Origin of the sequence: Pantoea sp. ACRSC, from assembly GCF_022346785.1 — a bacterium.
In the GTDB taxonomy this organism is placed as follows: domain Bacteria; phylum Pseudomonadota; class Gammaproteobacteria; order Enterobacterales; family Enterobacteriaceae; genus Pantoea; species Pantoea alvi.
The window spans coordinates 1-24,164 of sequence record NZ_JAKRNN010000006.1; the positions used below are offsets into that span (position 1 = coordinate 1).

The 24,164-nt window shown below is 55.0% G+C and carries 23 protein-coding genes and 3 pseudogenes; 7 read left to right on the plus strand and 19 right to left on the minus strand.

Annotation, left to right across the window (positions count from 1 at the left end):
* Positions 1-86: 86 nt before the first annotated feature.
* From MHZ97_RS08180 to MHZ97_RS08205, 6 genes and pseudogenes are all read right to left on the minus strand, one after another.
* On the minus strand, positions 87-572 hold the full coding sequence (locus tag MHZ97_RS08180) for an inovirus-type Gp2 protein (RefSeq protein WP_239314293.1): 486 nt from the start codon (positions 570-572) through the stop codon (positions 87-89).
* A gap of 212 nt (positions 573-784) precedes the next feature.
* Positions 785-1,219, minus strand: a complete 435-nt coding sequence (locus MHZ97_RS08185; RefSeq protein ID WP_239314294.1) for a Shiga toxin A subunit — start codon at positions 1,217-1,219, stop codon at positions 785-787.
* Complete coding sequence (locus tag MHZ97_RS08190) at positions 1,216-1,584, minus strand: tlde1 domain-containing protein (RefSeq protein ID WP_239314295.1); 369 nt, start codon at positions 1,582-1,584, stop codon at positions 1,216-1,218. The genes MHZ97_RS08185 and MHZ97_RS08190 overlap by 4 nt, the downstream gene beginning before the upstream one ends.
* 10 nt (positions 1,585-1,594) lie before the next feature.
* A complete protein-coding gene (gene tssD, locus MHZ97_RS08195) occupies positions 1,595-2,086 on the minus strand; it encodes a type VI secretion system tube protein TssD (protein ID WP_239314296.1) in 492 nt (163 codons plus the stop codon).
* A gap of 112 nt (positions 2,087-2,198) precedes the next feature.
* The gene (locus tag MHZ97_RS08200) at positions 2,199-2,669 is read right to left on the minus strand and encodes a hypothetical protein (protein ID WP_239314297.1); all 471 of its coding nucleotides are present in this window, start codon (positions 2,667-2,669) and stop codon (positions 2,199-2,201) included.
* Between the two features lie 14 nt (positions 2,670-2,683).
* Positions 2,684-2,821, minus strand: a pseudogene (locus tag MHZ97_RS08205) (DUF2778 domain-containing protein); the annotation flags it as partial.
* Positions 2,822-3,506: 685 nt separating this feature from the next.
* On the opposite strand from MHZ97_RS08205, the gene MHZ97_RS08210 reads away from it, so the two are divergent.
* The 4 genes from MHZ97_RS08210 (at position 3,507) to MHZ97_RS08230 (ending at position 6,703) form a co-directional block, all read left to right on the plus strand.
* Entirely contained in the window at positions 3,507-4,025 is a 519-nt protein-coding gene (locus tag MHZ97_RS08210; RefSeq protein ID WP_239314298.1) for a DUF2778 domain-containing protein, read from the plus strand.
* Positions 4,003-4,266, plus strand: coding sequence for a hypothetical protein (locus MHZ97_RS08215; protein ID WP_239314299.1), 264 nt, complete (start codon positions 4,003-4,005; stop codon positions 4,264-4,266). The genes MHZ97_RS08210 and MHZ97_RS08215 overlap by 23 nt, the downstream gene beginning before the upstream one ends.
* A 619-nt stretch (positions 4,267-4,885) precedes the next feature.
* Positions 4,886-5,902, plus strand: a complete 1,017-nt coding sequence (locus MHZ97_RS08225) for an isopenicillin N synthase family oxygenase (RefSeq protein ID WP_239314300.1) — start codon at positions 4,886-4,888, stop codon at positions 5,900-5,902.
* Between the two features lie 9 nt (positions 5,903-5,911).
* Positions 5,912-6,703 carry a MetQ/NlpA family ABC transporter substrate-binding protein gene (locus tag MHZ97_RS08230; RefSeq protein ID WP_103793836.1) on the plus strand — a complete coding sequence of 264 codons (792 nt, stop codon included), beginning with the start codon at positions 5,912-5,914 and terminating at the stop codon, positions 6,701-6,703.
* Positions 6,704-6,857: 154 nt separating this feature from the next.
* Here MHZ97_RS08230 and MHZ97_RS08235 read toward each other — a convergent pair.
* The 12 genes and pseudogenes from MHZ97_RS08235 to MHZ97_RS08290 all read right to left on the minus strand — a co-directional run bounded on the left by MHZ97_RS08235 (position 6,858) and on the right by MHZ97_RS08290 (position 20,283).
* Positions 6,858-8,288, minus strand: a pseudogene (locus MHZ97_RS08235) (anion permease).
* 99 nt (positions 8,289-8,387) lie between these two features.
* A pseudogene (locus MHZ97_RS08240) lies at positions 8,388-10,996 on the minus strand (bifunctional aconitate hydratase 2/2-methylisocitrate dehydratase).
* A 40-nt stretch (positions 10,997-11,036) separates the two neighbouring features.
* Positions 11,037-11,627 (minus strand): alpha/beta hydrolase, encoded by a 591-nt coding sequence (locus tag MHZ97_RS08245; protein ID WP_239314301.1) that lies wholly within the window; start codon positions 11,625-11,627, stop codon positions 11,037-11,039.
* 25 nt (positions 11,628-11,652) lie between these two features.
* Positions 11,653-12,525: a triphosphoribosyl-dephospho-CoA synthase CitG gene (citG, locus tag MHZ97_RS08250; RefSeq protein WP_239314302.1), complete on the minus strand. Its 873-nt coding sequence runs from the start codon at positions 12,523-12,525 to the stop codon at positions 11,653-11,655.
* Positions 12,500-13,048 carry a citrate lyase holo-[acyl-carrier protein] synthase gene (gene citX / locus MHZ97_RS08255; RefSeq protein ID WP_239314303.1) on the minus strand — a complete coding sequence of 183 codons (549 nt, stop codon included), beginning with the start codon at positions 13,046-13,048 and terminating at the stop codon, positions 12,500-12,502. Before citX ends, citG begins: the two co-directional genes overlap by 26 nt.
* Positions 13,045-14,565, minus strand: coding sequence for a citrate lyase subunit alpha (gene citF / locus MHZ97_RS08260; RefSeq protein WP_239314304.1), 1,521 nt, complete (start codon positions 14,563-14,565; stop codon positions 13,045-13,047). Before citF ends, citX begins: the two co-directional genes overlap by 4 nt.
* A gap of 33 nt (positions 14,566-14,598) precedes the next feature.
* Positions 14,599-15,474, minus strand: a complete 876-nt coding sequence (gene citE / locus MHZ97_RS08265) for a citrate (pro-3S)-lyase subunit beta (protein ID WP_103793843.1) — start codon at positions 15,472-15,474, stop codon at positions 14,599-14,601.
* Positions 15,471-15,764 (minus strand): citrate lyase acyl carrier protein, encoded by a 294-nt coding sequence (gene citD, locus MHZ97_RS08270; RefSeq protein ID WP_103793844.1) that lies wholly within the window; start codon positions 15,762-15,764, stop codon positions 15,471-15,473. Before citD ends, citE begins: the two co-directional genes overlap by 4 nt.
* Positions 15,765-15,787: 23 nt before the next feature.
* Entirely contained in the window at positions 15,788-16,861 is a 1,074-nt protein-coding gene (gene citC, locus MHZ97_RS08275) for a [citrate (pro-3S)-lyase] ligase (protein ID WP_239314305.1), read from the minus strand.
* Between the two features lie 57 nt (positions 16,862-16,918).
* Entirely contained in the window at positions 16,919-17,782 is an 864-nt protein-coding gene (locus tag MHZ97_RS08280) for a fumarylacetoacetate hydrolase family protein (RefSeq protein WP_103793846.1), read from the minus strand.
* A gap of 81 nt (positions 17,783-17,863) precedes the next feature.
* A complete protein-coding gene (locus MHZ97_RS08285; protein WP_103793847.1) occupies positions 17,864-19,111 on the minus strand; it encodes an MFS transporter in 1,248 nt (415 codons plus the stop codon).
* An 83-nt stretch (positions 19,112-19,194) separates the two neighbouring features.
* Positions 19,195-20,283 (minus strand): 4-oxalomesaconate tautomerase, encoded by a 1,089-nt coding sequence (locus tag MHZ97_RS08290; RefSeq protein WP_239314306.1) that lies wholly within the window; start codon positions 20,281-20,283, stop codon positions 19,195-19,197.
* Positions 20,284-20,443: 160 nt separating this feature from the next.
* Between MHZ97_RS08290 and MHZ97_RS08295 the strand changes: the two genes are divergently transcribed.
* The 3 genes from MHZ97_RS08295 (at position 20,444) to MHZ97_RS08305 (ending at position 22,939) form a co-directional block, all read left to right on the plus strand.
* The gene (locus MHZ97_RS08295) at positions 20,444-21,403 is read left to right on the plus strand and encodes a LysR family transcriptional regulator (RefSeq protein ID WP_239314307.1); all 960 of its coding nucleotides are present in this window, start codon (positions 20,444-20,446) and stop codon (positions 21,401-21,403) included.
* A gap of 140 nt (positions 21,404-21,543) precedes the next feature.
* The gene (locus MHZ97_RS08300) at positions 21,544-22,323 is read left to right on the plus strand and encodes a CDP-diacylglycerol diphosphatase (RefSeq protein ID WP_239314371.1); all 780 of its coding nucleotides are present in this window, start codon (positions 21,544-21,546) and stop codon (positions 22,321-22,323) included.
* A 109-nt stretch (positions 22,324-22,432) separates the two neighbouring features.
* Positions 22,433-22,939 carry an RcnB family protein gene (locus tag MHZ97_RS08305; RefSeq protein ID WP_103793852.1) on the plus strand — a complete coding sequence of 169 codons (507 nt, stop codon included), beginning with the start codon at positions 22,433-22,435 and terminating at the stop codon, positions 22,937-22,939.
* Between the two features lie 99 nt (positions 22,940-23,038).
* Here the strand turns inward: MHZ97_RS08305 and MHZ97_RS08310 are convergent, their stop codons facing one another.
* The gene (locus MHZ97_RS08310) at positions 23,039-24,151 is read right to left on the minus strand and encodes an FAD-binding oxidoreductase (RefSeq protein ID WP_239314308.1); all 1,113 of its coding nucleotides are present in this window, start codon (positions 24,149-24,151) and stop codon (positions 23,039-23,041) included.
* Positions 24,152-24,164 lie beyond the last annotated feature (13 nt).

Genomic DNA, 24,164 nt, shown 5'->3' on the forward strand with positions numbered 1-24,164 from the left:
CGTCGGGTATTACAGCTCGCTAAGGCCGCATGGGTATAACGGTGGGTTACCCCCAAACGAATCGGAAAACCGATACTGGAAAAACTCTAACTCGGTGGCCAGTTTTTGTTGACCACTTCACTGTCTCTACGGCTTCGTGGTGGTATAGCGTTCATGCCTGCAATAACCCCTCGTGACTTCTGCTCATATTTGGCTAAGTAACTGATTACGTAACGTAGTTCATCTACTGCTTGCCTATTGCGGTGATCCACTATCGTTCCGGAACTCGCAACGAAATGCTTTTTCTTGGAACACAGATGAAAGAGACCTTCATCGTCAGTCAATTTGCGCCATTCTTCCCCTGCCGCCCGCGAGGTTGGATAAAATTTCCGATGCTTCTGCCCATCAAGATAAAACATGGCATGCACATGTAACCCCTTACGTTGTCTGTATTCAATTACCCAGCAGTACCCAATAACCATCTTTCGGCCAAATACTACATCCATCAGATGCTGTATTTCACCCTCCATCTCATCCATGAGATTACGCTGCGAGCGTTCACTTCCTTGTTTCCAGCCAAAAAAACTTAACAATACTCTTTCTGTATAGTATGCAAAAATATAATAAGAGACGAAGAAGCGATAATATTATTACTCGGCGTGATCAGTAAGATTGTTAATATGGTCCAGTGCAAGATGTGTCTTACCCCTGGCAAGATGATTGTGCATTTAGGACGTATGGCGGTAAAGCGAGGTAATAAGATATTGCAGAAAGCAGCCCGCCAGCTACAGCGGGCTTCAAATGTTCAAAACTCCCGAGATAGCGTTATATAGCCATTATATTTCACCGAGCACTCATCATCGTTTATGAATGCCGAAGAGATAAACTCATCACGCTTATTATCCCTGTCGGTGAACGTATATTTAGCCGTTACGGTCATAACATGGCCATTACGGTATATGTCGTAATAATCTTTCTCAGTAAGCTCTGGATTCTCTTTGCTATCAGCAATAGCCAATTTTCGGGCAAACAGCTCAGATACCGGTTTAATACTTACTATTTCAACAGCAGTTTTATTATATTGAATTGTGGTCAGGTCGATGCCGAGATCGTTCTTAATGCTCGCAAGAAGCATTCCTTCAACAAAATTACCTGGAGCTGCGCATTCACTGCCTGGCACATCCGCTGCATGGCTTAACAATGGCGCAATTGCTATAGCCACTAATGCCTTTTTAATCATCGCACCACCTCCAGCGTTGCCCCGATATCTTTGCTTACGAGTAAGCGCGTGACATGACTCATAATGATACAGCCCTCCGATGCGAATCCAGGGACGCCATGAACTCTTTCCCCATGCATGCGAAAGGTATTCATATCACGCCTGTAGGCATTGCCGCTTACATGGACGAGGGTGATAGTCAGCGGACCTTTGCTGCTAGTATGTCGGCCAATTCGCCACTTTCCACGAGGAATAGGGCCCATTCCTCTGACCTGTTCCCGATCGGGATTATTTTTGTTAGTTAAGACGCCAGAATAGCCCTTCTCGATAAGTTTGCCGTCTTTAAAGAGTTCGCCTGTACTTTGCTTATAAGTCCAGTGTGCCATAGTGATTTCCTTATGCGGTTCTGCGTTCTTTCCAGCTGTCAGTGTGTTGGATGTTGCCATCTACATAGTTCCAGGTTATTTTCTGGTAGCGCAGGCCAATGTGCTCAATATGTCCGTGCTTCTCGAGGTCTCGCTCCTTGATATCAAACATGATGGGCACAATGTGGCATATTTTTACGCTCTCGAGTACAGCATTGAAATATTCTTCTTCGATGCCATTGTAGTTGATGCGGTAATACCTGAAGATGGCTTTTTTCAGCGTTCTGCCCGTTGTTATAGCGCGGTAAAGCAGAGGCGAAGAGCGATCTATTTCTTTTTCGAATGTATATGCCTCATGCTGGCGCATTGCAGTCGTTGCCGCCGTTAAATCATCAGTAGGTATAAATACATCATGTTGCATACCTACAATTTCAATGCTGCCCTCACGTCCATTAACGTCTACGCCACCTCTGACCAGCTTATTCTCTTCATCATAAAGCCACAGATAAACGGGTATTGCCATAACCTGAACTCCCTTTCTGGTGAATAAACCTCCTGAATGTACACGTCAGTCAGTTGTCAGAATTGACCAGAATCAAGTAATGGCGATTATATGCACAGTAAATGAGTAACAATTAAGACTGACATCCCGATGAGATATGTTGAGAGCCATCGTTAATAGATCGATAAGCCTGCGCGACAAGGCCGTGATCAGTCAGGTGTAGAGTACGAAAAAGCGCCCAGAACAGGAAAATGAACGCGAGTAATTTAATAGATCTTCGTAATGTTGAGGTAACCCACTCTTTAAAAACAGCGGACAGACTTATCTTCCTGCTAACAGCATTGTAAGTGGTAATAACGGCACTAAAGAGTGGAATGCTGATTAGCGTATTGATTAAAATAGCAAAGTAACTCCTTAGCGATTCCCAGACTTCCTGATCGGGCTCACCCAAAATAAAGTATGTAAACTTATCAGCGCGTTGAAAGTCGAAAAAACCGGTAAGATAGTTAACCAGGCCTTCATAAGGAACTGATAGCGCAACCAGTACCATAGTGACAGCAAACAGCGCTAGCTTGATAAATAAACTAAGGACACACTTTTCCATAGGTGATGACCTCAATATCCGCCTGCCGGAACCGGGCCTGCCATTAGCTTCATTCCACAAGCGCCACGGTTGCGGTAAGCACCATCACCAGAGAATGCTAAAAAGGTGCCTACGCCAGGAAAAGATAAGGGAGAGTAATACGCATCGTTGATGACAAACTTTCCATGTCAAGCCATAACTCACCACTAATATATGCGATTAAAAAATCACCATACTGCAACCGGCTGCATAATTATTTGATTCAAAGCAAAGTAAGCTTTCAGGAAGCAAAGCCTGCCAGAACATTAATCTACTGTCTGATGCTGGATAAATAGCAACTTTATCGCTAACAACTATTCCCAAATTAAGCATGGCTACTCTTCATGATGCTTGTGCTGCCTGGAGCTGAAACTATTTTAGCTTTCATTTTTAATCTTTCGTCTATTTGTAAAAGTGTATATAGCACAATAAATTAACCAAAGTATCTCAAAGCAACCAGTTAATTAATACGCCACTCATCGTGATTTCAATCACGTTCTGGCTAACGCTGTAACCATAAAATTATATTGATTTGATATTTATCAAAAACTGAGGTAACACTGAAATGTAGCGTTAAGGTTTTTAGCAAATGTACTTCTAAGCATATCTATTAGTGCATATTTTTAGCTGAAAATGATTGCAGCGCTGGCACTTGAGCATTACTCTATTCACCAGGTAATACCAGCAACACCAGGAATCTCACCTCTATTTATTTCTGGGAAATACATATCAGCTACCATACTAAAACCTGTTTGCAAATTGACGCATTAATAAATGGATTGCTATTGAGCTTAAATAATAAATAGATATAAATGAACTATGGCATTACATGGAAAGATGATTCTGAATGGTGCTGACTATGCGCCTTTTAACCTATACGGCGTTGGTGTATTTATGGCCTTTTCTGGCAATGGCATTTACCGGAACAAAGGTGCTTGTGGCGCAGTTAAAAGTGATGGTTCGTTGCCTCCAGTAAAGTACTGGATCGTTGAGCGCGGATCGGGTGGTTTTCTCTCAAAGAGAAAAACTGAGATACAAGATACTTTTAATAGATTTTTTCGTGGCGCAGAGCTCGGACGTAATGAATGGTTTGCTCTCTATAAAGATGACTGGAACATTGATGACAGCACCTGGATAGATGGTGTTCATCGCGGATTGTTCAGGCTTCATCCGGGTACTGTATCTGAGGGCTGTATAACGATTGCTCATAACTCCGATTTCGCAATGATACGTAATGCGCTTATGAACACTTCCCTTATGCGCGTTCCATGTATGCGTTCTCTTATGGCTTACGGGTGGATTGAGGTAGTAGCTAATGGCTCAAATACTTGCCCGTAAAATTTCAAAATTATTATTTTTTATAATAATTATGTATGTCGTTGCTCGCGCACTTGGCAATCCTGAGCTTTATGTTAGTCACGATCTTGCATACAAAGTAGCTGAAATAATTAGCGGTGATATAAATGCGGAATCAGTTTCCGACGCTTACTTTTATCTGGATTTTATCTCAGTATTAATGATAACCACGCCTGTTTATTTGATAGCGATAAGATTATTCCTCAAGTTAAGAAGAAAGTAACATGCCAGTTCCTCCATTATGTGGCTTAAAGACGATGGTGCGCAGACATCGAGATTTCTGTAGATGCTCAGGATCGTGAAGGAATCATAGAGCTTATTGGGCTTAGTCATGGCATTATACAGATGACGCCTTACGCCTTTTACCCAATGCACGAACGCGGCAACCTGGTAATCCACAGGCATAGCGCATTACTGCAAAAAATAATTTTAAGGACATTAAGGGTAACCGCAATGTTTTTATCGCGTTCAGCCTGCTTAATGATTATAAGTGTTCGGTTCTTTTTTTTATGATTATATGACGCTTTCTCACGAGTTTTGAGGTTAAATATCTAACCTCATATTAATAAAAGATTTACTGAGCATAGTCATCCCTATAAAACATCTTCACACTTCCCATCTGGTCAAATAACCAGCAATCCGCTTTTGCTGATTCAGTCTACTTTCCTCTTTTCACTACTTACCAGCTTTACTTAATTACCTTATTCTAAATCTCTTTCCCGCATACCCTTTCCCCAACTTCTTCTAAAAACCCCTTGCGATAACATATAGCGCTTCACTATTTCCCGATGCGTTTTATTAGTGCGAGGGTAAATCCGGGCATCCTCTCTGGAAAACGCACAATGACCTGGACAAGCTTACCGGTGCTGGATCTGGCGCAACTCGCCGGCAGCGAAACGGAACAAACCGACTTCTTAACCCACCTGCGCGAAAGCGCACGCGACGTGGGCTTTTTCTACCTTATCAACCACGGCATCCACCCGCAGCTGCAGGAGAACGTGCAGAGCATTACGCGCGCCTTTTTCGACCTGCCGCAGCAAGAGAAGCTGCGCGTCTCAATGATCCACTCGCCGCACTTTCGCGGCTACAACCTGGCGGGCGTAGAGTACACCCGCGAGCAGCGGGACCAGCGCGAGCAGTTCGATATCGGCGCGGATCGCGAGCCGCTGCTGCTGCAGGCGGACGATCCGGCGTGGAAGCGCCTGCAGGGACCGAACCTCTGGCCAGAGGCGCTGCCGCAGCTGCGCCCGGTGATCAACGCCTGGCAGCAGGAGATGACCCGGGTGGCGCTGCGTCTGCTGCGCGCCTTTGCCCGCTCGCTGTCGCTGCCGGAAGACGCCTTCGACGCGCTCTACGGCCGCTATCCCAACGAGCACGTCAAGCTGATCCGCTATCCCGGCCAGCGCGCAACTGACAGCCAGCAGGGGGTTGGCGCGCACAAGGACTCCGGCTTTCTCACCTTTCTGCTGCAGGACGCGCAGCGCGGTTTACAGGTGGAGGTGACACCAGGCAACTGGGTCGATGCCGCGCCGATACCGGGCGCGTTCGTGGTGAATATCGGCGAGCTGCTGGAGCTGGCGACCAACGGCTATCTGCGTGCCACCGTGCACCGCGTGCTCTCGCCGCCGCAGGGGCAGGAGCGCATCTCCATCGCCTTTTTCCTCGGCGCGCAGCTCGACAGCCAGGTGCCGATCTATCAGCTGCCCGACGCGCTGGCGGCGGAAGCGCTGGGGCCGACCAGCGATCCCACTAACCCGCTAATCCGCGACGTGGGCTGGAATTACCTCAAAGGACGTCTGCGCTCGCACCGCGATGTGGCGCAGCGCTACTACGGCGATTATCTCAAGACCCTCTCATAAGGAGATTGCATGAAAAAGAAGATGGTAGCGACGCTGGCGCTGGCGGCGCTCTTCTCAGGAACCAGTTCGGCGGCGGTGCTGCGCGTGGCGGCGGATCCGGTGCCGCACAGCGAGATCCTTAACTACGTGAAGAAGATCGATCCTCAGCTCGATCTGCAGGTGATCGAACTCAACGGCAACCTCAACGCCAACGAGCTGCTGGCGCGCGGCGACGTCGACGCCAACTACTTCCAGCATCTGCCTTACCTGCGCGATCAGGAGAAGGCGCTGGGCGAAACGTTTGACGTGGCGGCGACGGTGCATATCGAGCCGCTGGGACTCTACTCGCACAAGGTCAAATCCCTGCAGGCGATCCCGGACGGCGCGCAGGTGGCGGTGCCCAATAACGTCACCAACCTGAGCCGCGCGCTCTACCTGCTACAGGCCAACGGACTGATTACGTTGAAGGCGGGTAAGAATGACGCTATCAACAACCTGGCGACGCCAGCGGATATCGACAGCAACCCGCACCACCTGAAGATCGTCGAGATCGAGTCGCCGCAACTGCCGCGCGCGCTGGATGACGTGCAGCTGGCGGTGATCAACGGCAACTACGCGCTGCAGGCGGGGCTGACGCCGTCGAAGGATGCGCTGGCGCTGGAGAAAGCGCAGGGCAACCCTTACGCCAACGTGCTGGTGACGACGCCGAAGCTGGCGAACGATCCGCGCATCAAGGCGCTGGCGAAGGATCTCACTTCGCCGCAGGTGGCGAAGTTTATTGAGCAGCAGTATCACGGCTCGGTGATCCCGGTAAATCCCTGAGCCGGTCAGCCTGAATCGGCTGCGCTACTGGTAAGGGGCATCGTTCAACGTTGAGAGCCAGCAGAAAACGGCTGCAGCGTTGAGCGTTCGATATACAGGCGCTGATGTTAATATCAGATGCACAGCGTGCCGGGGAGCCGGCACGCGCAAAGAACTACAGCATATTTTGCTGCAGCAAAAAGTCCCACCAGGGGATGCCGAGCAGGATATGAACCAGAAAGGTCAGCAGAGCCAGCACCGCTCCCACCAGCCACCAGGTTTTAATATCGTTATAACCCGCAGCAAAAATAATCGGCCCCGCCGCGCCGCCGTAGTGGGTGATGCAGCCGCCGTAGGAGTTGGAGAAGAGGATCGCCAGCGCAAACAGCAGCGGGGCGGTTCCGGTTATCAGCCCGATGGTGGCAAATACCGGCACCATCGCGGCCACATAGGCGCCGCCTGAGGCGAACAGGTAGCGCACGACGATACTTAAAAACAGGAGCAGCACGATGGTGCTGTTACCCGGGCCGAGGAAATCGAGGTGGGCAGACATAAAAGAGGCCAGCCACTGGAAAAAGCCCACTTTATTTAACGTGGCGCTCAGCCCGATAATACCGCCGTACCAGATCAAGGTGTTCCAGCCACCCTTGTTTTGCAGCACCTCATTCCAGCTAATGATGTTAAATATCAGCGCGCTCACCATGGCGATCACCGCAACGGCGGACTCATTCAGCCCCAGATGACGGAAAAAAATCCAGCCCAGTAAGGCAGAGACAAAAACAATAACCAGCGCTTTCTCTTTACCGCTTATCCGCCCCAGCTCACGCAGCCCAGCCGTCGCGATATTGATATTGTCTATCTTCTTTAATTCCGGGCGCGCAATGATGTAGGTGATACAGGGGATCACCGCCAGCATCAGCAGACCCAGCGGCATCGCGGCCAGCGCCCAGTCGGCCCAGCTGATCTGGATATGGAAGATATCCGACATAAGCTATAGCGCCAGGGCATTGCCGGCAAAGGCGGTTAAAAACATATAGCTGGTGGTCTTTGTCACCATATAGATGTTGATCATCAGGTAGCGTCCCGCTTTGCAGGGCGTCTCGCTGGGCGTGGACCCCAGCACCAGCGCGATGCTGTTGATAATGGGGAACACCACGCCGCCCGCGCGGGCCGTATTAGAGGGGGTGGCAGGCGAGAGCAGTAAATCCAGCAGCGCCGTGACATAGCCCAGCCGCAGGGTGGTGCTGCCAAACTTTAAAATAAACCAGTAGGCCAGACGCTTTCCGAGTCCCGTTGTTACAAACGCGGCGCTCAGGGTAAAGGCGCTAAACACCAGCCATGTGGTGCCTGACGCATAGCCGCTCAGCACATCCAGCGAGCCGATCGGGGAGTCGTCAAATTCCGCCACGACAAAGCAGGATAGCGCCACGGCCGAAAGCATCACCACAGGCTCCGGATAAGGCTTGCTCACCAGCCCGACGATGGCGGCGAAGTAAATACCTGCCAGTATCCAGGCTTCTCTGGTTAATCCTTCAGGCGGAGGGATCGCCACAGATAACAGCACGATCGCGGCAAGAAGCAGTAATGTTATTCTTTTTGATTTCAATGTAGGTTACGCCAGTTATATTTTTTATCGGGTTGCTGGCAGAGGCCTCAGGGAAAGCCGGCCTCTGCGCTAAGGGTGTTGCTCTATGCGGGAGAGCGGTTAAAGGCTCTGCCCGGCAAGGCGTACTGTAACCGCCTTATCCTCCGCCGTTAGCTGATATTCAGGTAAGCGATCGAAGTTCAGATAGCGATAGGTGTCATCCCGCGTGGCGTTGATTCTCTCCATATGCCACAGATATTGCTCCACCGTCGGCATTTTACCGATAATGGCCGCCACGGCGCTGAGTTCAGCCGATGCCAGAAAGACGCTGGCGTCGGTGCCAAGGCGATGAGGAAAGTTGCGGTAGAAGTTGAAACCACCCGACTCCGCTGCCGCACCCGCGCCTGATTGCCCATACACAGCGAGCAGCCGGCGGGTTCGATTCTGGCACCCGATCGAATAAAGGTATTGAAGTATCCCTCTCTGGCAAGCTGCTGCGCATCCATTTTCGTCGGGGGCGCGAGCCAGAGCCGGGTAGGGATCTCTCTGGAGTCGGCAATGATTTTACCGACGGCGCGGAAATGGCCGATATTAGTCATGCAGGAGCCGATAAACACCTCATCTATCGGCCAGCGCGCCACCTCGGAGAGCAGCCGGGCATCGTCTGGATCGTTAGGGGCGCAGACAACAGGTTCGGTAATCTCCGTCAGGTTGATGTCAATCACCGCAGCATACTCGGCGTTTTTGTCGGCAGCCAGCAGCGACGGCTTAGCCAGCCAGGCCTCCATCTCGGCAATACGCCGCTCCAGCGTCGCGGGATCCTGATAACCCTGACGGATCATCCAGCGCAGCAGGGTCACGCTGGAGCGCAGATACTCCGCCACGCTCTCCTCTTCCAGCCGCAAGACACAGGCGGCGGCAGAGCGTTCGGCAGACGCGTCGGCCAGCTCAAAAGCCTGCTCTACTTTCAGCATGCTCAGCCCTTCGATCTCCAGGATGCGCCCCGAGAAAATATTGACCTTATTTTTTTTCTCCACCGTGAGTAAGCCCTGCCGGATGGCATAGAGCGGAATGGCATGAACCAGATCGCGCAGGGTGATCCCTTTTTGCATCTCGCCGGTAAAACGCACCAGCACCGACTCCGGCATATCCAGCGGCATAATGCCGGTCGCGGCGGCAAACGCCACCAGCCCGGAACCGCCGGGAAAGGAGATGCCGAGCGGGAAGCGCGTGTGGGAATCTGCTCCTGTTCCTACCGTATCAGGAATCAGCATACGGTTGAGCCAGGAGTGAATAATGCCGTCGCCGGGCTTCAGCGCAACGCCGTTGCGGCAGCTGATAAAGTCAGCCAGCGTTTCATGCAGTTCCACATCCACCGGCTTTGGATAGGCGGAGGTATGGCAAAACGACTGCATCACCAGATCGGCTGAAAAGCGCAGGCAGGCCAGATCGGTCAGCTCATCGCGCGTCATCCCGCCGGTGGTATCCTGCGAGCCGACCGTGGAGACTTTGGGTTCGCAATACTGCCCCGGACGAATACCCTCCACGCCGCAGGCCCGGCCCACTATTTTCTGCGCCAGCGTAAAGCCGGCCGTGGAGGGCTGGGGCGCTTTGGGCTGCCGAAAGCGCGTGGACGGGGCCAGCCGCATCGATTCCCGCGCTTTTGCCGTCAGGCTTCTGCCGACGATCAGGGGAATACGGCCCCCGGCGCGCACTTCATCCAGCAGCACCTCGGTTTTCAGCGCGAAGGTGGTGATAAGCCGCTGAGTCGCGCTTTCCCGCACTTCCCCCTGATAGGGGAAGAGGTCAATCTGCACCCCGGTTTCCAGCCCGGAGACATCCATCTCAATCGGCAGCGCCCCTGAATCCTCCAGGGTATTAAAAAAGATCGGCGCGATAGTGCCGCCAAACACAAAGCTGCCGTTTCGCTTGTTGGGCACCGAGGGGATATCGTTGCCGATATGCCATAAAAGGGAGTTGGTCGCCGATTTGCGTGACGAGCCGGTGCCAACCACATCGCCCACGTAGACCAGCGGGTAGCCCGCTTTCTTTAGCCCATCGAGCTGCGCCAGCGGGCCGCGGCTGCCTGGCTCGTCGGGGGTCACCCCGTCGCGTGGATTGCTCAGCAGAGAGAGGGCATGAAGGGGAATATCGGGACGTGACCAGGCCTCTGGTGCCGGTGACAGATCGTCCGTTGTGGTTTCACCGGGGACTTTAAAAACGGTAAGCGTAATGCGTTCCGCTAAGGCCGGTCGGCGGGTAAACCATTCCGCCTCGGCCCATGATTCAATAACGCGCTGCGCCCAGGGATTTCCCTGCTTCGCTTTCTCTTCAACCAGGCTGAACTTATCGAAAATAAGCAGCGTGCTGCTTAACTGCGCCGCGGCACTCTCCGCCCAGCGCGGCTCATCGAGCAAATCAATCAGCGGCTGAATATTATATCCCCCCTGCATGGCGCCCAGTAATTCCACTGCCTGCTGGGGCGGAATAATATCTGAGTGGTTGTCATCCTGAATAAGCTGGTAAAGAAAATCGGCTTTAATTTTTGCTGCCGGATCGACACCCGGCGGTACGCGTGCGGTTAACAGCGCAATAAGGCTATCCTTATTTTCATGCGCTCCGCTCGCCAGCAGGCGAATAACCTGTCTAGTTTGCTCGGGCGTTAAGGGGCGAGGGGGAATATTATTTAATGCGCGTTCCTGCACATGCTTATTATAAGCGTCTAACATAGGATCTCCGGGTCAGATAATATCAGGTAAGATGCGTTAGCTAATAAAAAGGGGTTGTTGACAGTGCCTCTTTGGGCTGGGTCAGCAGGCCGTCAGCAAACGCCGCCAGCTGCGCCAGGCCATAATCCCATTCGCCGAATCCAGCTTCGGTATTGATATGGCCCGCTTCGCCAATATCCAGCAGGCGAGCCTGCCAGCGCCCGGCCCAGAACCGCGCCCGCTCCAGCGGCATTAACGGATCGTTTTGACTGACCACCATCAGCGTGGGCGTGGGCAGCGATTCAGGCAGCACCGCCTCCTCCAGTTCGAAAAACGATGGCTCCGCCGGGGCCACCATCAGGATCCCGGCAACATTCAGCCGCTGCGTTTGCACCAGACGGCATGAGGCCAGCGCGCCGAAGCTGTGTCCGAGCAGAATGGCGGGGCGCTGAGAGCAGTGCAGCTCGCGACGAATGGCGGAGACCCAGGCGTCAATATCGGCATCCTGCCAGTTGCGCTGGCTTATGCGCCGCCAGTCAGGAAAGCGACGGCCCCAGCAGCTTTGCCAGTGGTGGGCATCGCTGTCCCTCAGGCCCGGCACCAGAACAAAGGTGAATAACTCACTCAGCTGTTGCAGACGTTGCGTGGTCATCCCTGTCTCCATCCTTAGCTGCGCCTCAGGCCGGGTAATGGGCCAGCAGCCAGCCCACCGCCAGCAGATCCGCACTGCCGCCGGGGCTGATATTTTTTCTGGTCAGGGCGCGGTCCATATTGCTCAGCGCAAGCGCGAGTTTTTCTCCCGACAGGCTGGGGCAGTTAAGCATGCGCCTGGCGTAGCGCTGCACATACCTCAGCCCCTTCAGACCGCTGCGCGACACCACGTTGGTGTCGGGATTAGTGGCCATCAGGGCGAGCAGCATCTTCAGCAGCGCCTCCTGCTGCGATAACCCCTGGCGCAGGGCGCTCTCCCACTGCGGCAGGCCGAACCGCCTGACGGTCGCGAAGCCGCTCTCCGCCTCACCCCGCGCGCCGCTCAGGCCAGAGGTGAGAAAAATCTGCTCGCCTTTGGTTTTGGCCACGGTGCGCGATCTTAACTCCCGCTCAACCAGGCCCGCGCAGATGGCGCTGGTTTCCCGGCAAAGGCGCTGCCGGGTCAGTCTCTGGGCGCGGTTAGCCAGACGGCCTGCGGCGGCACACAGCAGGCCGAGAGAAAAAATGGCGCCCTTATGCGTATTGATGCCGCCCGTCGCGTCAAACATCGCCTGTTCACACGCCAGGCCGACGGGTCGGATGGCCCACAGCGTCTGCGATGCGGGCAGCCCGGCGCTGGCCTCTCCCTGGGCATAAAAGTGGGCAAACCAGGGGGAAATGGCGCGAATGCTGGCCATAAACAAGCGAATATCCATATCCCGATGCGCGCCGTTACTGACGCGGTCAACCAGACCGGGCTTGGGCGTCAGCGTCACCTCGCGATACATCGCTTCTGCAGCCAGCCCGGCGATACGCTGCGCCGGCTCGGCCCGCTCAGGGCACAGGGCTAAAGTAGTCACAGGCTAACTCCTTAATCACCTGGGTCAGCGCATGCGCGGAGTGACGGCGCATCCGGGAGCAGACGTGGGCGGGCTCGTTACAGATAAAGCAGCGGCGCTTGGGCTGGTGGATGGCGCTGCGCTTGATCAGGCCCGCTGTCGGACAAAAGACATCCATATCCCACAGGCGGCCCAGCGGGTGCGTATCCTCCAGGTGCGCGGTGACATGCTTGATCATCCATGCCGGCGCCGACAGCGACCAGAAGGCCTCCGGGCCTGTCGGCAGAAAGCGAATTTCATGCTGGAGAACCGGCCACTGGTGCTGTTGAAGCGACTGGTTAAGGGCTTTTTTTGCCTCCACCATAATCTGGCGGGCGAGTGGGGTATCTTTTATCTCGCCCGGCCAGACCAGCGTGGTGGAAATCAGCGGCTGTTTGAAACGCAGCAGCCACGCCTGCTGCAACCGGGCGCGCGCCTCTCTGGCGTGCAGAACCGCCTCAAGGGTCACGCCGGCGTCTGAAACGGTGGGGGTGTCGTCGCTCATTCTTTTACCTGCCTTACCACGTCAATCACGCTGCCGTCGCGATAGCGCACCACGCCCACGATGCGGTCAGTAAAGGCAATCGGCTTCGGCTCTCCCGAAATCAGCAGCGCTCTCTGGTAGAGCGCCTCGATATCCATCACCGGCAGCCCGGCGGCCATCAGCCGCTGTTTAATCTCCGGGCGGGCATCGTTAACGGCAATGCCGTGGTCGGTAACCAGCACATCCACGCTTTCGCCGGGGGTGACGCGGGTGGTGACCTGTCTGACCACGGTAGGAATGCGGCTGCGGATCAGGGGGGCGACCACAATGGTGAGATTCGCCGCCGCGGCAACATCGCAGTGCCCGCCCGAGGCGCCGCGCATCACGCCATCAGAGCCGGTCAGAACGTTAACGTTAAAGTCAGTATCAATCTCCAGCGCGCTCAGAATAACGATATCCACGCGATCGCAGCAGGCGGCTTTAGCGGCCGGGTTGGCATAGACGCTGGTAGAGATTTCCACGTGATCGGGATTCTTCGCCAGCGAGTCGCCCGCGACGCTATCAAAGCTTTGGGTATCCAGCAGCTTGGTGATAAGGCCTTTTTCATGCAGATCGACAATGCTGCCGGTGATGCCGCCCAGCGCGAAGCGGGCGACGATCTGGTGTTTGCGCATCCGCGACTCCAGAAAGCGCGTGCAGGCGGTGGAGGCGGCGCCCGATCCGGTTTGCAGCGAAAAGCCATCCCGGAAATAGCCGGAATGCTCGATCACGTCGGCGGCGGCGCGGGCGATCATCAGCTCGCGCGGGTTGCTGGTTACGCGAGCGGCGCCCACGCTGATCTTCGCCGGGTCGCCAACGCTATCGACTTTAACGATGTAATCCACCTGGTCCTGAACGATGCTGGCGGGCATACAGGGAAAGGGTTCAATGCTCTCCGTGAGCAGCACCACCTTGCGGGCATACCGGGCATCGACCATGGCGTAGCCCAGCGAACCGCAGCGGTAGGGGCCGCCGCTGCCGCTGGCATTGCCATATTCATCGCAGCAGGAGACGGCTAAAAAGGCGACGTCGATAGTGATTTCCCCCTCTTCGATCAGCTTCACCCTGCCGCCGTGCGAGTGGATCTGCACCGGCTCTTCCATCAGACCGTGGGAAATCGCCTCCGCTAACGCACCGCGCATCCCGGAGGTATAGATTCGGCTAATCACGCCATTTTTAATATGCTCAATCAGCGGGGTATTGCAGGCCATCAGCGAGCTGGACGCCAGCGTCAAGCCCTTTAGCCCTTTTTGCGCCAGCTTCTCCATTACCGCGTTGATAACCCGATCGCCTTCGCGGAAAGCGTGATGAAAAGAGACGGTCATGCCGTCGCGCAAATCACAGCGGGCTAATACCTCATCCAGCGAGTCCAAAAGCTTGCGCCCATATTTCTGCCGGGTATCGGCAAGATAGGGAGTATGGGTATTTGCGCCGCGAAAGCGTTCATATTGCTGGCGGGATCCGGCGAGGTTTTGCAGTGCTTCAGTTAAATCAGTCATGGTTAAATCCTGTTGCTCTGGAGGGGTCAGGGATTACTGGCGAATACCGGAGGCGTTTTTCCGTTCGATAACGACCCTGGCGTGGTTGATAATCGGCGCATCGATCATTTTGCCGTTCAGTGAAATCACCCCCAGTCCGTTTCGTTCCCCCTCCTCAGCGGCGGCGACAACGCGCTCGGCATAGTCCACCTCTTCCTGGGTTGGCGCGTAGGCGTTGTGCAGGAGCGCTATCTGGCGAGGATTAATCAGGGATTTACCGTTGAACCCCATACGCTTAATTAAATCCACCTCCTTTAAAAAGCCCGCCTCATCGTTAATGTCGGCATACACCACATCAAACGCATCAATCCCTGCCGCACGGGCCGCATGTAACACCGCGCAGCGCGCATAAAAGAGTTCGGTGCCGTCTCCGCGTTCGGTTTGCATATCCATCACATAGTCAAACGCCGCCAGCGCAATCCCCATCAGGCGCGGCGACGAGCGGGCGATGGCAACCGCATTAATCACCCCCACGGCCGATTCGATCGCCGCCATTAATTTGGTTGATCCCACTTCACGACCGCAGCACTCCTCAATGCGGGTAATTTCGCGCTCAAGCTGGTCAATATCTTCCGGCGTATCGGTTTTCGGTAAGCGGATAACGTCAGCGCCAGCGCGAACCGCCGCCTCCAGATCGTCCAGGCCAAAAGGGGTATTTAGCGGGTTAATTCTCACCACGGTTTCGATATCCCGGTACATCGGGTGCTGAAGGGCATGAAAAACCAGCAGCCGCGCGCTGTCTTTCTCTTTCAGCGAAACGGCATCTTCCAGATCAAACATGATGGAGTCGGGTTTATATATAAAGGCGGTCGAGAGCATGGCGGCGCTTGAACCGGGTAAAAAAAGCATACTGCGACGTAATTTTTTCATTGTAGTTTTTCCCACATTATCTCTTTTCTGCCTGTTCCCCGCAGGATCGCCGTCTGCATTCTGGCGCGAATAACACAATCCAGCGCGCCTTTATCCTCAACAATGATTTGCCCCCGGGTCACGTTAAACGCGGCAAGGGTTTCCTTCACCACCGCGGTAATTTGCGCGCCAAACTGTTTATAAACTTCGCTGTTAATCGTTATATCCAGACCCTCTTCACAGGGGCTGACTTTAACAACCAGATCGCTTGATTCCAGCGTCCCGGCTATTGCCGCATTTAATATGTGCATAGTGCTTCCTGAATAATGATTTATTAGGCGCTTGCCAGTTCGGTATCGGTCTGTTTTGACCGACGTTCAGATAACCATCTGTATAAGTAAGGGAGGGTCGTTGCCGGTACCCGGCGCTTAACCGCCTGCATCTCTTGCTGGTGCAGGTGTTTCCTCACCGCAGAGGCTGAGACAGGAAGATTATTTTCATCGGTCATCCTGGGGATTTCGGTTACGTTAATCGCGGCTGCCGGCATTAGGGTTTTATCTTCCAGCCAGTGGTGCATCGCGCAGTTATATTGCGCCGTGACCTTGCAGAAGGGCTCCGTGCCGACAAAGCGCTGATTAATATTTAACGCCGGGGCGATATAGCGGCGAAACATCATTAAATCGATTGCCGCATAAACCTCATCAATCCGCTGCTGCTCTTTAAGGAAATAACCGGGAAAGGTGCCGCGCGAGATAATATATTTCGAACCGGGATGGACCGTTATATTGGGCAGGTGCTGCGATCCCGCCTGCACCATCGCCAGACGATCGCGGAAGGAGAAGGTAGAGAGATCTTCCTCGACCACAAAAACGTGCAGCCAGTCGCACGCCTGTGCCGCCTGCTCAATCAGGTACTGGTGGCCCAGGGTAAAGGGATTGGCATTCATCACGATGCTGCCGATGCGCGGGGCCGCCACCAGATGATGACTGCGCAGCTGGCGGCAGTAGCGGTGAATACCGACCGGGCTGTTTTCCATCAGGGTCGCGCGGTTGTCGAGAGTTACCAGCGGATAAAAGCCGCATCCCTGAAAGGACTTCACGTTGTCGGGATGCGTCAGAAGAAAAAGCTGATGCTCACCGTTTTGCATCGCCTGCAGCTCCGCTTCGTGAATAATCTTCAGACCCAAAGAGGTTCCACGCCAGGCTTTCTCGACGGCAATACATTTTAAGGTGTTGCCTGCGAGACCGGCACAGGCGACCAGCTGGCGGTTATAGCGAGCAATAACAAACTGCTCAATATCTTTATCGATGCCTAATCCATTGCTTTGCAAGAAGCTGGCGATCTCTTCTTTTACTCTGCCGTTGCCAGTTTCGACGGTTTCGAATTCTGGTGCCTGCTCGGAATACATCAGCTCTCTCCTGAAAACATCGTTAAGGGGATCGAATTGTGGGTGGCCCTGAGCGCACTACGAGGCCAGCAGATCCTGCTGCGGCTCCGCTTCCACGATGGTATTTGTCAGATGCCCGATATTTTCAATCACCACCTCAATCTGGTCGCCCTGATGCATAAAGAGAGGGGGAGTGCGTTTTTTGCCGACGCCGCCGGGGGAGCCGGTAATAATCACATCGCCTGCGCTAAGGGTGGTGAAGGTACTGATATAGCTAATCAGTTCGTCCACTTTATGGATCATGCTGGCGGTGGAGTCGTTCTGTACCAGACGGCCATTCAGGTAGGTCTGAATGGTTAGCATATGCGGGTCCGGGATCTCATCAACGGTGGTCATATAAGGGCCGAATGCCCCGGTGCGCCGCCAGTTTTTCCCGGCGGTAAACCAGGCATGCTGCCAGTCGCGCACGGAGCCATCCATATAGCAGCTGTAGCCGGCAACGTGGCTCAGCGCCTTATCAACCGCAATAGCGGCTCCCGGCTGACCGATAATCACGGCCAGCTCGCCTTCATAATCAAACTCGTTGGATAACGCCGGTTTTAATACTGCAGTCTGGTGGCCGGTTTGCGAGTCGGGGAAACGGACAAACAGGGTCGGCGCGCTGCTGGTTTCAGCGAACTCTTTGCGCTTATCGGCATAATTCATTCCCACGCAAAATATCTTTCCCGGATTTTCTATCACCGGTAAAAAGGTGATTTCCTCTGGGAGAATATCTGCCGGGAAATCGACATACTGCCTGGCAATATCCAGCCCATTCCACTGAAGCAAATCTTTTAGCGTAGGGTACTGGTGGCCAATTTTATCGCCGAGGTCAATAATGCCCCGCTCGGTAAAAATACCGTAGCTTTTATGTCCACGATGGCTATAGCTGGCTAATTTCATAGTGAAACCTGCTTATTTATATCAAGGTCGCTGGTGGCTCACGCCCGACTGCGCGGCGTGAGCGCGTGATAACGTTTTTCGCTATTTCACCGACTCTGCCGGAACGGGCAGCGACTGATTTTCGCTGGCGGATAGATAGCTGGCGACAACGACCCCCACGGCGAGCAAAACAATAATGAAGCCCGTCATGCCCTGCCAGCCGGTAAGATGGAAGACAAAACCGTTAACGAAGCCGATAACCGATCCACCCATGTAGTAGAAGAAGAGATAGAGGGCGACGGCCTGACCACGCGCATGGGTGGCGTTTTTACTTACCCAGCTCAGACCGATAGAGTGGCAGCCAAAGAAACAGCCGGTAAAAATGACGGCGCCGACAATAAAGACCACCACATTAGAGGCCAGCGTCAGCAACATACCTGTCGCCATCAGCAGGAACAGTATGCGCAGCACATTCATGCTGCCATATTTCGCCGATAAACGGCCCGCCTGAGGCGCGGTAAAGAAACTTAACGCAAAGCTAATAGAGATCAGACCGGCATTGGCGGGAGAGATATTGAACGGCTCGGCTTTGAGGAAAAAGGCTAAATAGTTATAGAGCGAGGTGAATACGCCAAAGATGATAAAGCTGATAACAAAGGCCAGCGCCAGTTTGCGGTTTTTGAAATGATCGGCCGCGCCTTTTACCACGCGCAGGACATTCAGGGTTGTTGTGGGGGTAAAGTTTTTCGAGGCGGGCAGTAAAAACTTCACCAGCACCGCCACCGCAATCAGGCTGACGGCAAATCCATAGAAGATGGTGTTGATAGAGGTATACTCAATCAGCTGGCTGGCAATCACGCGTCCTGACATGCCGCCCATGGAGTTACCAAAGACAAAGTAGCCGGTAACCACACCAGCCACCACCGGGGCGACCTCTTCGCTGATATAGGCCGTGGCCGCTGCGGCAATCCCGCTGAGCGCCAGTCCGATAACAGCACGCAGCACCACCAGCATCGCCCATGACTGCACCAGCGGGCAGAGCAGCGTCAGTGCGCCCCCCAGCAGCAGGGAAACAATGATCAGTTTTTTCCTGCCGTAGTGATCGGACAGGGTGCCGGTAAACAGCAGCCCGATAGCCAGCAGTGCGGTTTCAGCTGAAAGAATAATACTGACCTGACTGACCGGCACATCATATTCCACTGCCAGAATCGGCAGCAGCGGTTGAATAAAGAAAAGCGACGCTAATTCGGCCAGACCAGATAAAGCCAGCGCCAGGATAACGCGAATATAGTGGCTGGCTTTAACCTGATCCGCGCCTTGCTCATTATGCTGCAGTGTATTTATAGCCATGATGACCTCTATCTTATTTTGGGTACAAAGGTGGCTAGCCTGTAAGGGCTAAAAGTTAGTTGTTATTAGCAGGCTTTTAATTGTTATATGGCTTCAGACAGAACATATTCCGGCACGCAGACGTCGCCTTCAAACAGCTTGCGTGAGGTACGAATGACCGCCGCGCGCGTTTTTTCAATCTCATCGCCCTGTTTTAACAAAGAGACAGATATTTTTCCGCCGGGATGTTCAATATGCGTCAGAGCGTTATTACGCGCCCCAGGCTGGGGGGCGACAATTTTATTTGCCACCGAGCCTTCAATAAGGGTTGCGGTGGCAATGCCAATTGAACCGGTAATAGCCAGCGATTTATGGCAGTTGTGCGGCATAAAATAGCGCGCCCGAATGGTGCCCCCTGCGGCTGGCTTACTCAGCAGCACCGGCTTGGGAATCACCTTGCCCGAAACATCGCCGAGGCCCATCGCCGCTCCCGCCTGACGGCGAATCGTTTCCAGCCGCGCCATAAAGGGCCGATCGCCATCCAGCTCAGCGGGTGTTTCGCCACCGCTTTTTCCCAGCGACGCGGCGTCAATCAGCACCATCGGCATCGCCATATCGATGCAGGTTACCGCCACCCCCTCAATCACATCGCTGGCGTGGCCGGTTGGCAGCAGCTTGCCGGTCTTACAGCCTGCCGAGTTAAGGAAGGTGAGTCCCACAGGCGCTGCCGTTCCCGGTACGCCATCAATATGGGTGTCGCCCTCATAGCTGACATCGCCCTGCGGGGTTTGTATTTCCGCATCCACCAGCGTGCCGGTATTGAGATTGCGAATGCGCACCGTTGTCACCGGGTGCTGGGCGTTAACCAGCCCCTTTTCAATAGCAAAAGGACCAACGGCGCTCAGCATATTGCCGCAGTTGGGCGTGGTATCCACCCGGCGCTCATTCACCATCACCTGCACAAACAGGTAGTCGACATCCGCGTCGGGACTCTCTGAAGGACTGACGATAGCGACTTTGCTGGTCTGGGGCGCACCGCCGCCAATTCCGTCAATTTCCAGTTCATGGCCCGCGCCCATCAGAGCCAGCAGCACCGCATCGCGTTCCGCAATATCGGCAGGTAAATCGCTGGCCAGAATAACCGGGCCTTTAGAGGTACCGCCGCGCATGAGTACACAAGGGATTTTCAACATTTTGTTTTCTCATTTGAGCCTTTGATAAAAAACAAAATGAGCATTCCATAGTTAATTAGCGCGCGCTAATGCCAAAAAAAGGATGATTAATACGCTTTGCGTATCAATAGCGGGGGCGCTAGTGTAATGACCTTAACGCGAATTAGGGCAGGGAGAACGTATGCAGCATGAATTACAGGGTGTGCAGGCTTTTGTAAAGGTTGCGGAAATAGGGTGTTTTACACGGGCGTCACACTTTCTTCATATTTCACAGCCGGCGTTAACGCGCAGAATAAAAAGACTCGAAGAAAGTCTGGGGGCGCTTTTATTTGAGCGATCGACGCGTAATATAAAACTGACGTCAGTGGGCAGAGAGTTCTTACCCAAGGCGAAGAATTTAATTGATCTCTATGAGATTTCTATTCTGAGCATTAAAGAGATGGCAACGCACCAGAGTGGGGTAATCGCCTTATCCTGCTTACCGACCGCAGCCTCCTATTTTCTGCCTGCGGTGATCGGAGATTATAACAATCACTATCCCAATATCCGCATTCGCATTCTGGAGCACAGCGCCAGCGACTGCCTGGAAGCGGTATTAAATGGCGATGCAGAATTTGGCATAAATATGATAAACATCACACATCCCAATATCGACTTTACCCCGCTGGTCAACGAACCCTTTGTGCTGGCGTGTCGGCGCGATCACGAGCTGGCGCAAAAACCGCTGGTGCAGTGGGAGGATTTGAACCGTTTAAAGCTGATTGGCGTCAGGCGCTCAAGCGGAAACCGGGCGTTGATCGATCAGGCGCTGGAGAGCGCCGGCGTCAGGCCCAACTGGTTTTACGAGGTCAGGCACCTGTCGACGTCGCTGGGTATGGTAGAGGCGGGGCTGGGCGTGGCGGTGGTGCCCAGCCTGGCGATGCCGACCGATGAAGATCACGTCTTGGTCAGCCGTCCGCTGGTTGAGCCTGTGGTGCGGCGAACGCTAGGGCTGGTACAGCGCAGGGAGAGTGCCTTAAGCCCGGCGGCGGAGAAGTTTAAAGAGATGCTGCTGCAGCTCTGGTCGCAGGATGCCGCCAGCCCGTGGATTAATAAATTCACTAGCCAGAGCGGCAGCTCCTGCCCGCAGGATGCCCGCTAGCCTGGACTCTCCCGGTCAGGCAATGCACAAGCGGGCCGAAGCGGTATGGGCAACGGTGGCAGATAAGGCTATGCTTTCAGGCTGCCTGCATGAGCCGTTTCCCGTGCACCATTCCTGGCCTGGCGATAGTGACTAAACCTATGCGATCACGCGTTTATCGAGGTGCTCTTCTCTCTGTTACGGCGCTGCTGCTGACCGGCTGCGCGCGCTCCGATGCCCTCTGGCTGGTGACGCAGGATCTTTGTCAGCCAAACTATCACTACCGGCGCGACCCGGCGCCCTGCCAGCAAATTTATCAGCCGCCGGGCAGCGGGCAGGGCTTTAGCGTTCTCCAGAATCCGCGCTACAAATACCATTTTATTCTCGTGCCCACTCAGGCGATGGCCGGGATTGAGAGCATTGCGCTATCGCGGCCGGGCCGCACCGACTACTTCGGCTACGCCTGGCTGATGCGCTATCGCCTGATGGCGGCTTATGGCGCTGACGTTCCCGAGGACAAGCTGGGGATGGCGATTAACTCCGCCTGGGGACGCAGCCAGAATCAGCTGCATATCCATCTGACCTGTCTGCGCGAAGATGTGCGTCGCCAGCTGCAGGCCGAGCGGCCGTACATTAATGAGCAGTGGCGCCCCTTGCCCGATCGCTTGCTGAACCATACTTACTATGCGCGCCGCGTGATGCAGCCAGCGGCGATGGGGATCTATCCCATCGCCTCGGTGGCGCGTTATTTTCACCTGTCGCCGCCGCAGCTGGCGGAGTATGGCGTGGCGCTGATACCCACGACCTTTTCGGGGGAGAAAGGATTTATCCTGCTCACCACGCGGCGCGGCTGGGATAAGGGAAACCGGGCGTCGGTAGAGTCGCTGCTGGATAAAGGCTGTGCCATTCTTGGGCAGCCTGATAAGGCAGAAGAAGGGTAGCGGGCTGCCAGAACCCGCTCTTTGTCGTCCGACTACGGAACTGACAGGCTGTACAGATTGTCTTTATCCTGATCTACTTTTAACAAAATCAATCAACGTGGAAAACACTATGCGCAGGACTCAGAACGCACTCTTTTTAGCGGGATTACTTTTTGGCTCGCTGAACCTCGTTCCCGCTGCACAGGCGGAAGGCGACGCCGCCGATACCGTTCCGCCACCGCCGCAGGTTCAGCAGCAGGCGCCAGCCGATACGCAGCCGCAGGGCGACGCCACCGACAGCAGCGGCCAGCCGCCGCTGGGACCCAACGCCGAAGAGCCGGAAGCGGGCAGCACGCCGTCTCCCGCGCCGGACGCGAACGCCGGCAGCCCGCAGGCGCAGTCGAACTACGATATCAACCGCATCATCATCGACTACAAAGATTACAAAATCGGCGACAGCGTGCCGCAGCAGTATCTCGACAAATCCTACACCATCGTCGAGTGGCAGAAGCGCAACCTGCCTGCGCCGGAAACCGGCAGCCACTGGACCTATATCGGCGGCAACTACCTGCTGATCACCAACGACGTCGGCAAAATCCTCAAGGCGGAATCGGGCGATATCTACTATCGCGGCTAAGCGCTTAATCTGTACCTGTGCAGGTGAGATGGCTTCGGGCCATCTCACCCGCTTGTAGATAGTCAGGGCAGGATAAAGCCGGTCACGCGACCGGCTTTTTTATGCGAAACGTTCCGGGCGGAAGCTCGCCAGCATCGGCTGCTTCTCGCCGGTCACAATCTCTTCCGCCAGCAGCTCGCCGGCAATCAGCGCCAGGGTGGCACCGGAGTGGGTAAAGGCAACAAAGCAGCCCGGCACGCTCTCCAGCTCGCCCAGAACCGGCTCGCCGTCGCCGGGGATCGGTTTTAACCCCAGCTTCCAGCTGGCGGCGCGCAGCGGTTCACCTTTAATCAGCTTGCTCGCCTCTGCGGTAAGCTGGTCAACGACCTGCTCGTCAATGGCGTAGCTGCCATCGGCCTGTAAGCGGATATCCTCTTCATACCAGTCGTGATCCAGCGCGAAGGTGTTGCCCGGATTGGGGCGCACCGCCGCGCGCGGCGTGTTCAGCACCGCCTTCAGCCCGTGCGCGCCCGGCGCGGTGATCACCAGCATCGAAACGGGCGAGCCGTTAGGGATGGTGACGCCGAGCGGCGCTACCACGCCGGGCGTCGCCGGGCCGCAGGCGACCAGCACCGCGTCGGCGCGCAGGCTATCGCCGCTCGCCAGCCTGACGCCGCTGGCGCGCTTGCCGTCGCGCAGCACCTCGCATTTTCCGGCATGCTCGACGATCTCGCCGCCCAGCGCGCGCAACTGCTGTGCCAGATGCGCCACCAGATGTGGCAAACTGACCCACCCCTCGCCGGGGTTGAAGATCGCCTCCTGCCCCAGCGCCGCGCTCTCGACCTGCGCGTCGGCCTGCGCCAGGCTGTCGCGCGTTACCAGCTTCGAGTCGTAGCCGAGCGCCTTTTCATAAGCATGACGCGCGCGCGTGCCGCTCAGGTTATCCGCCTCCCAGAACAGGCCGCCGTCGAAGCGCAGCCAGTCGCGCGTTGGATCGGCGGCAAACAGCGTGCGGTAGCGGTCGATGCCCGCCATGCGCAGCGCATGATAGGGGGCAGAGCGCTCGCCCGCCGAGTTAAGCCAGGAGAGCGAGCGGCCAGAGGCGCCGGAGCAGAGTTCCGCCTCGGTCACCAGCGTAACCGCCGCGCCGCGTTTCGCCAGATGCAGCGCGCTGGAGACGCCCAGCGCGCCGCCGCCCAGTACCACTACGCGACGGAGATGTTCTAATGCCATGATTCGGTTCCTT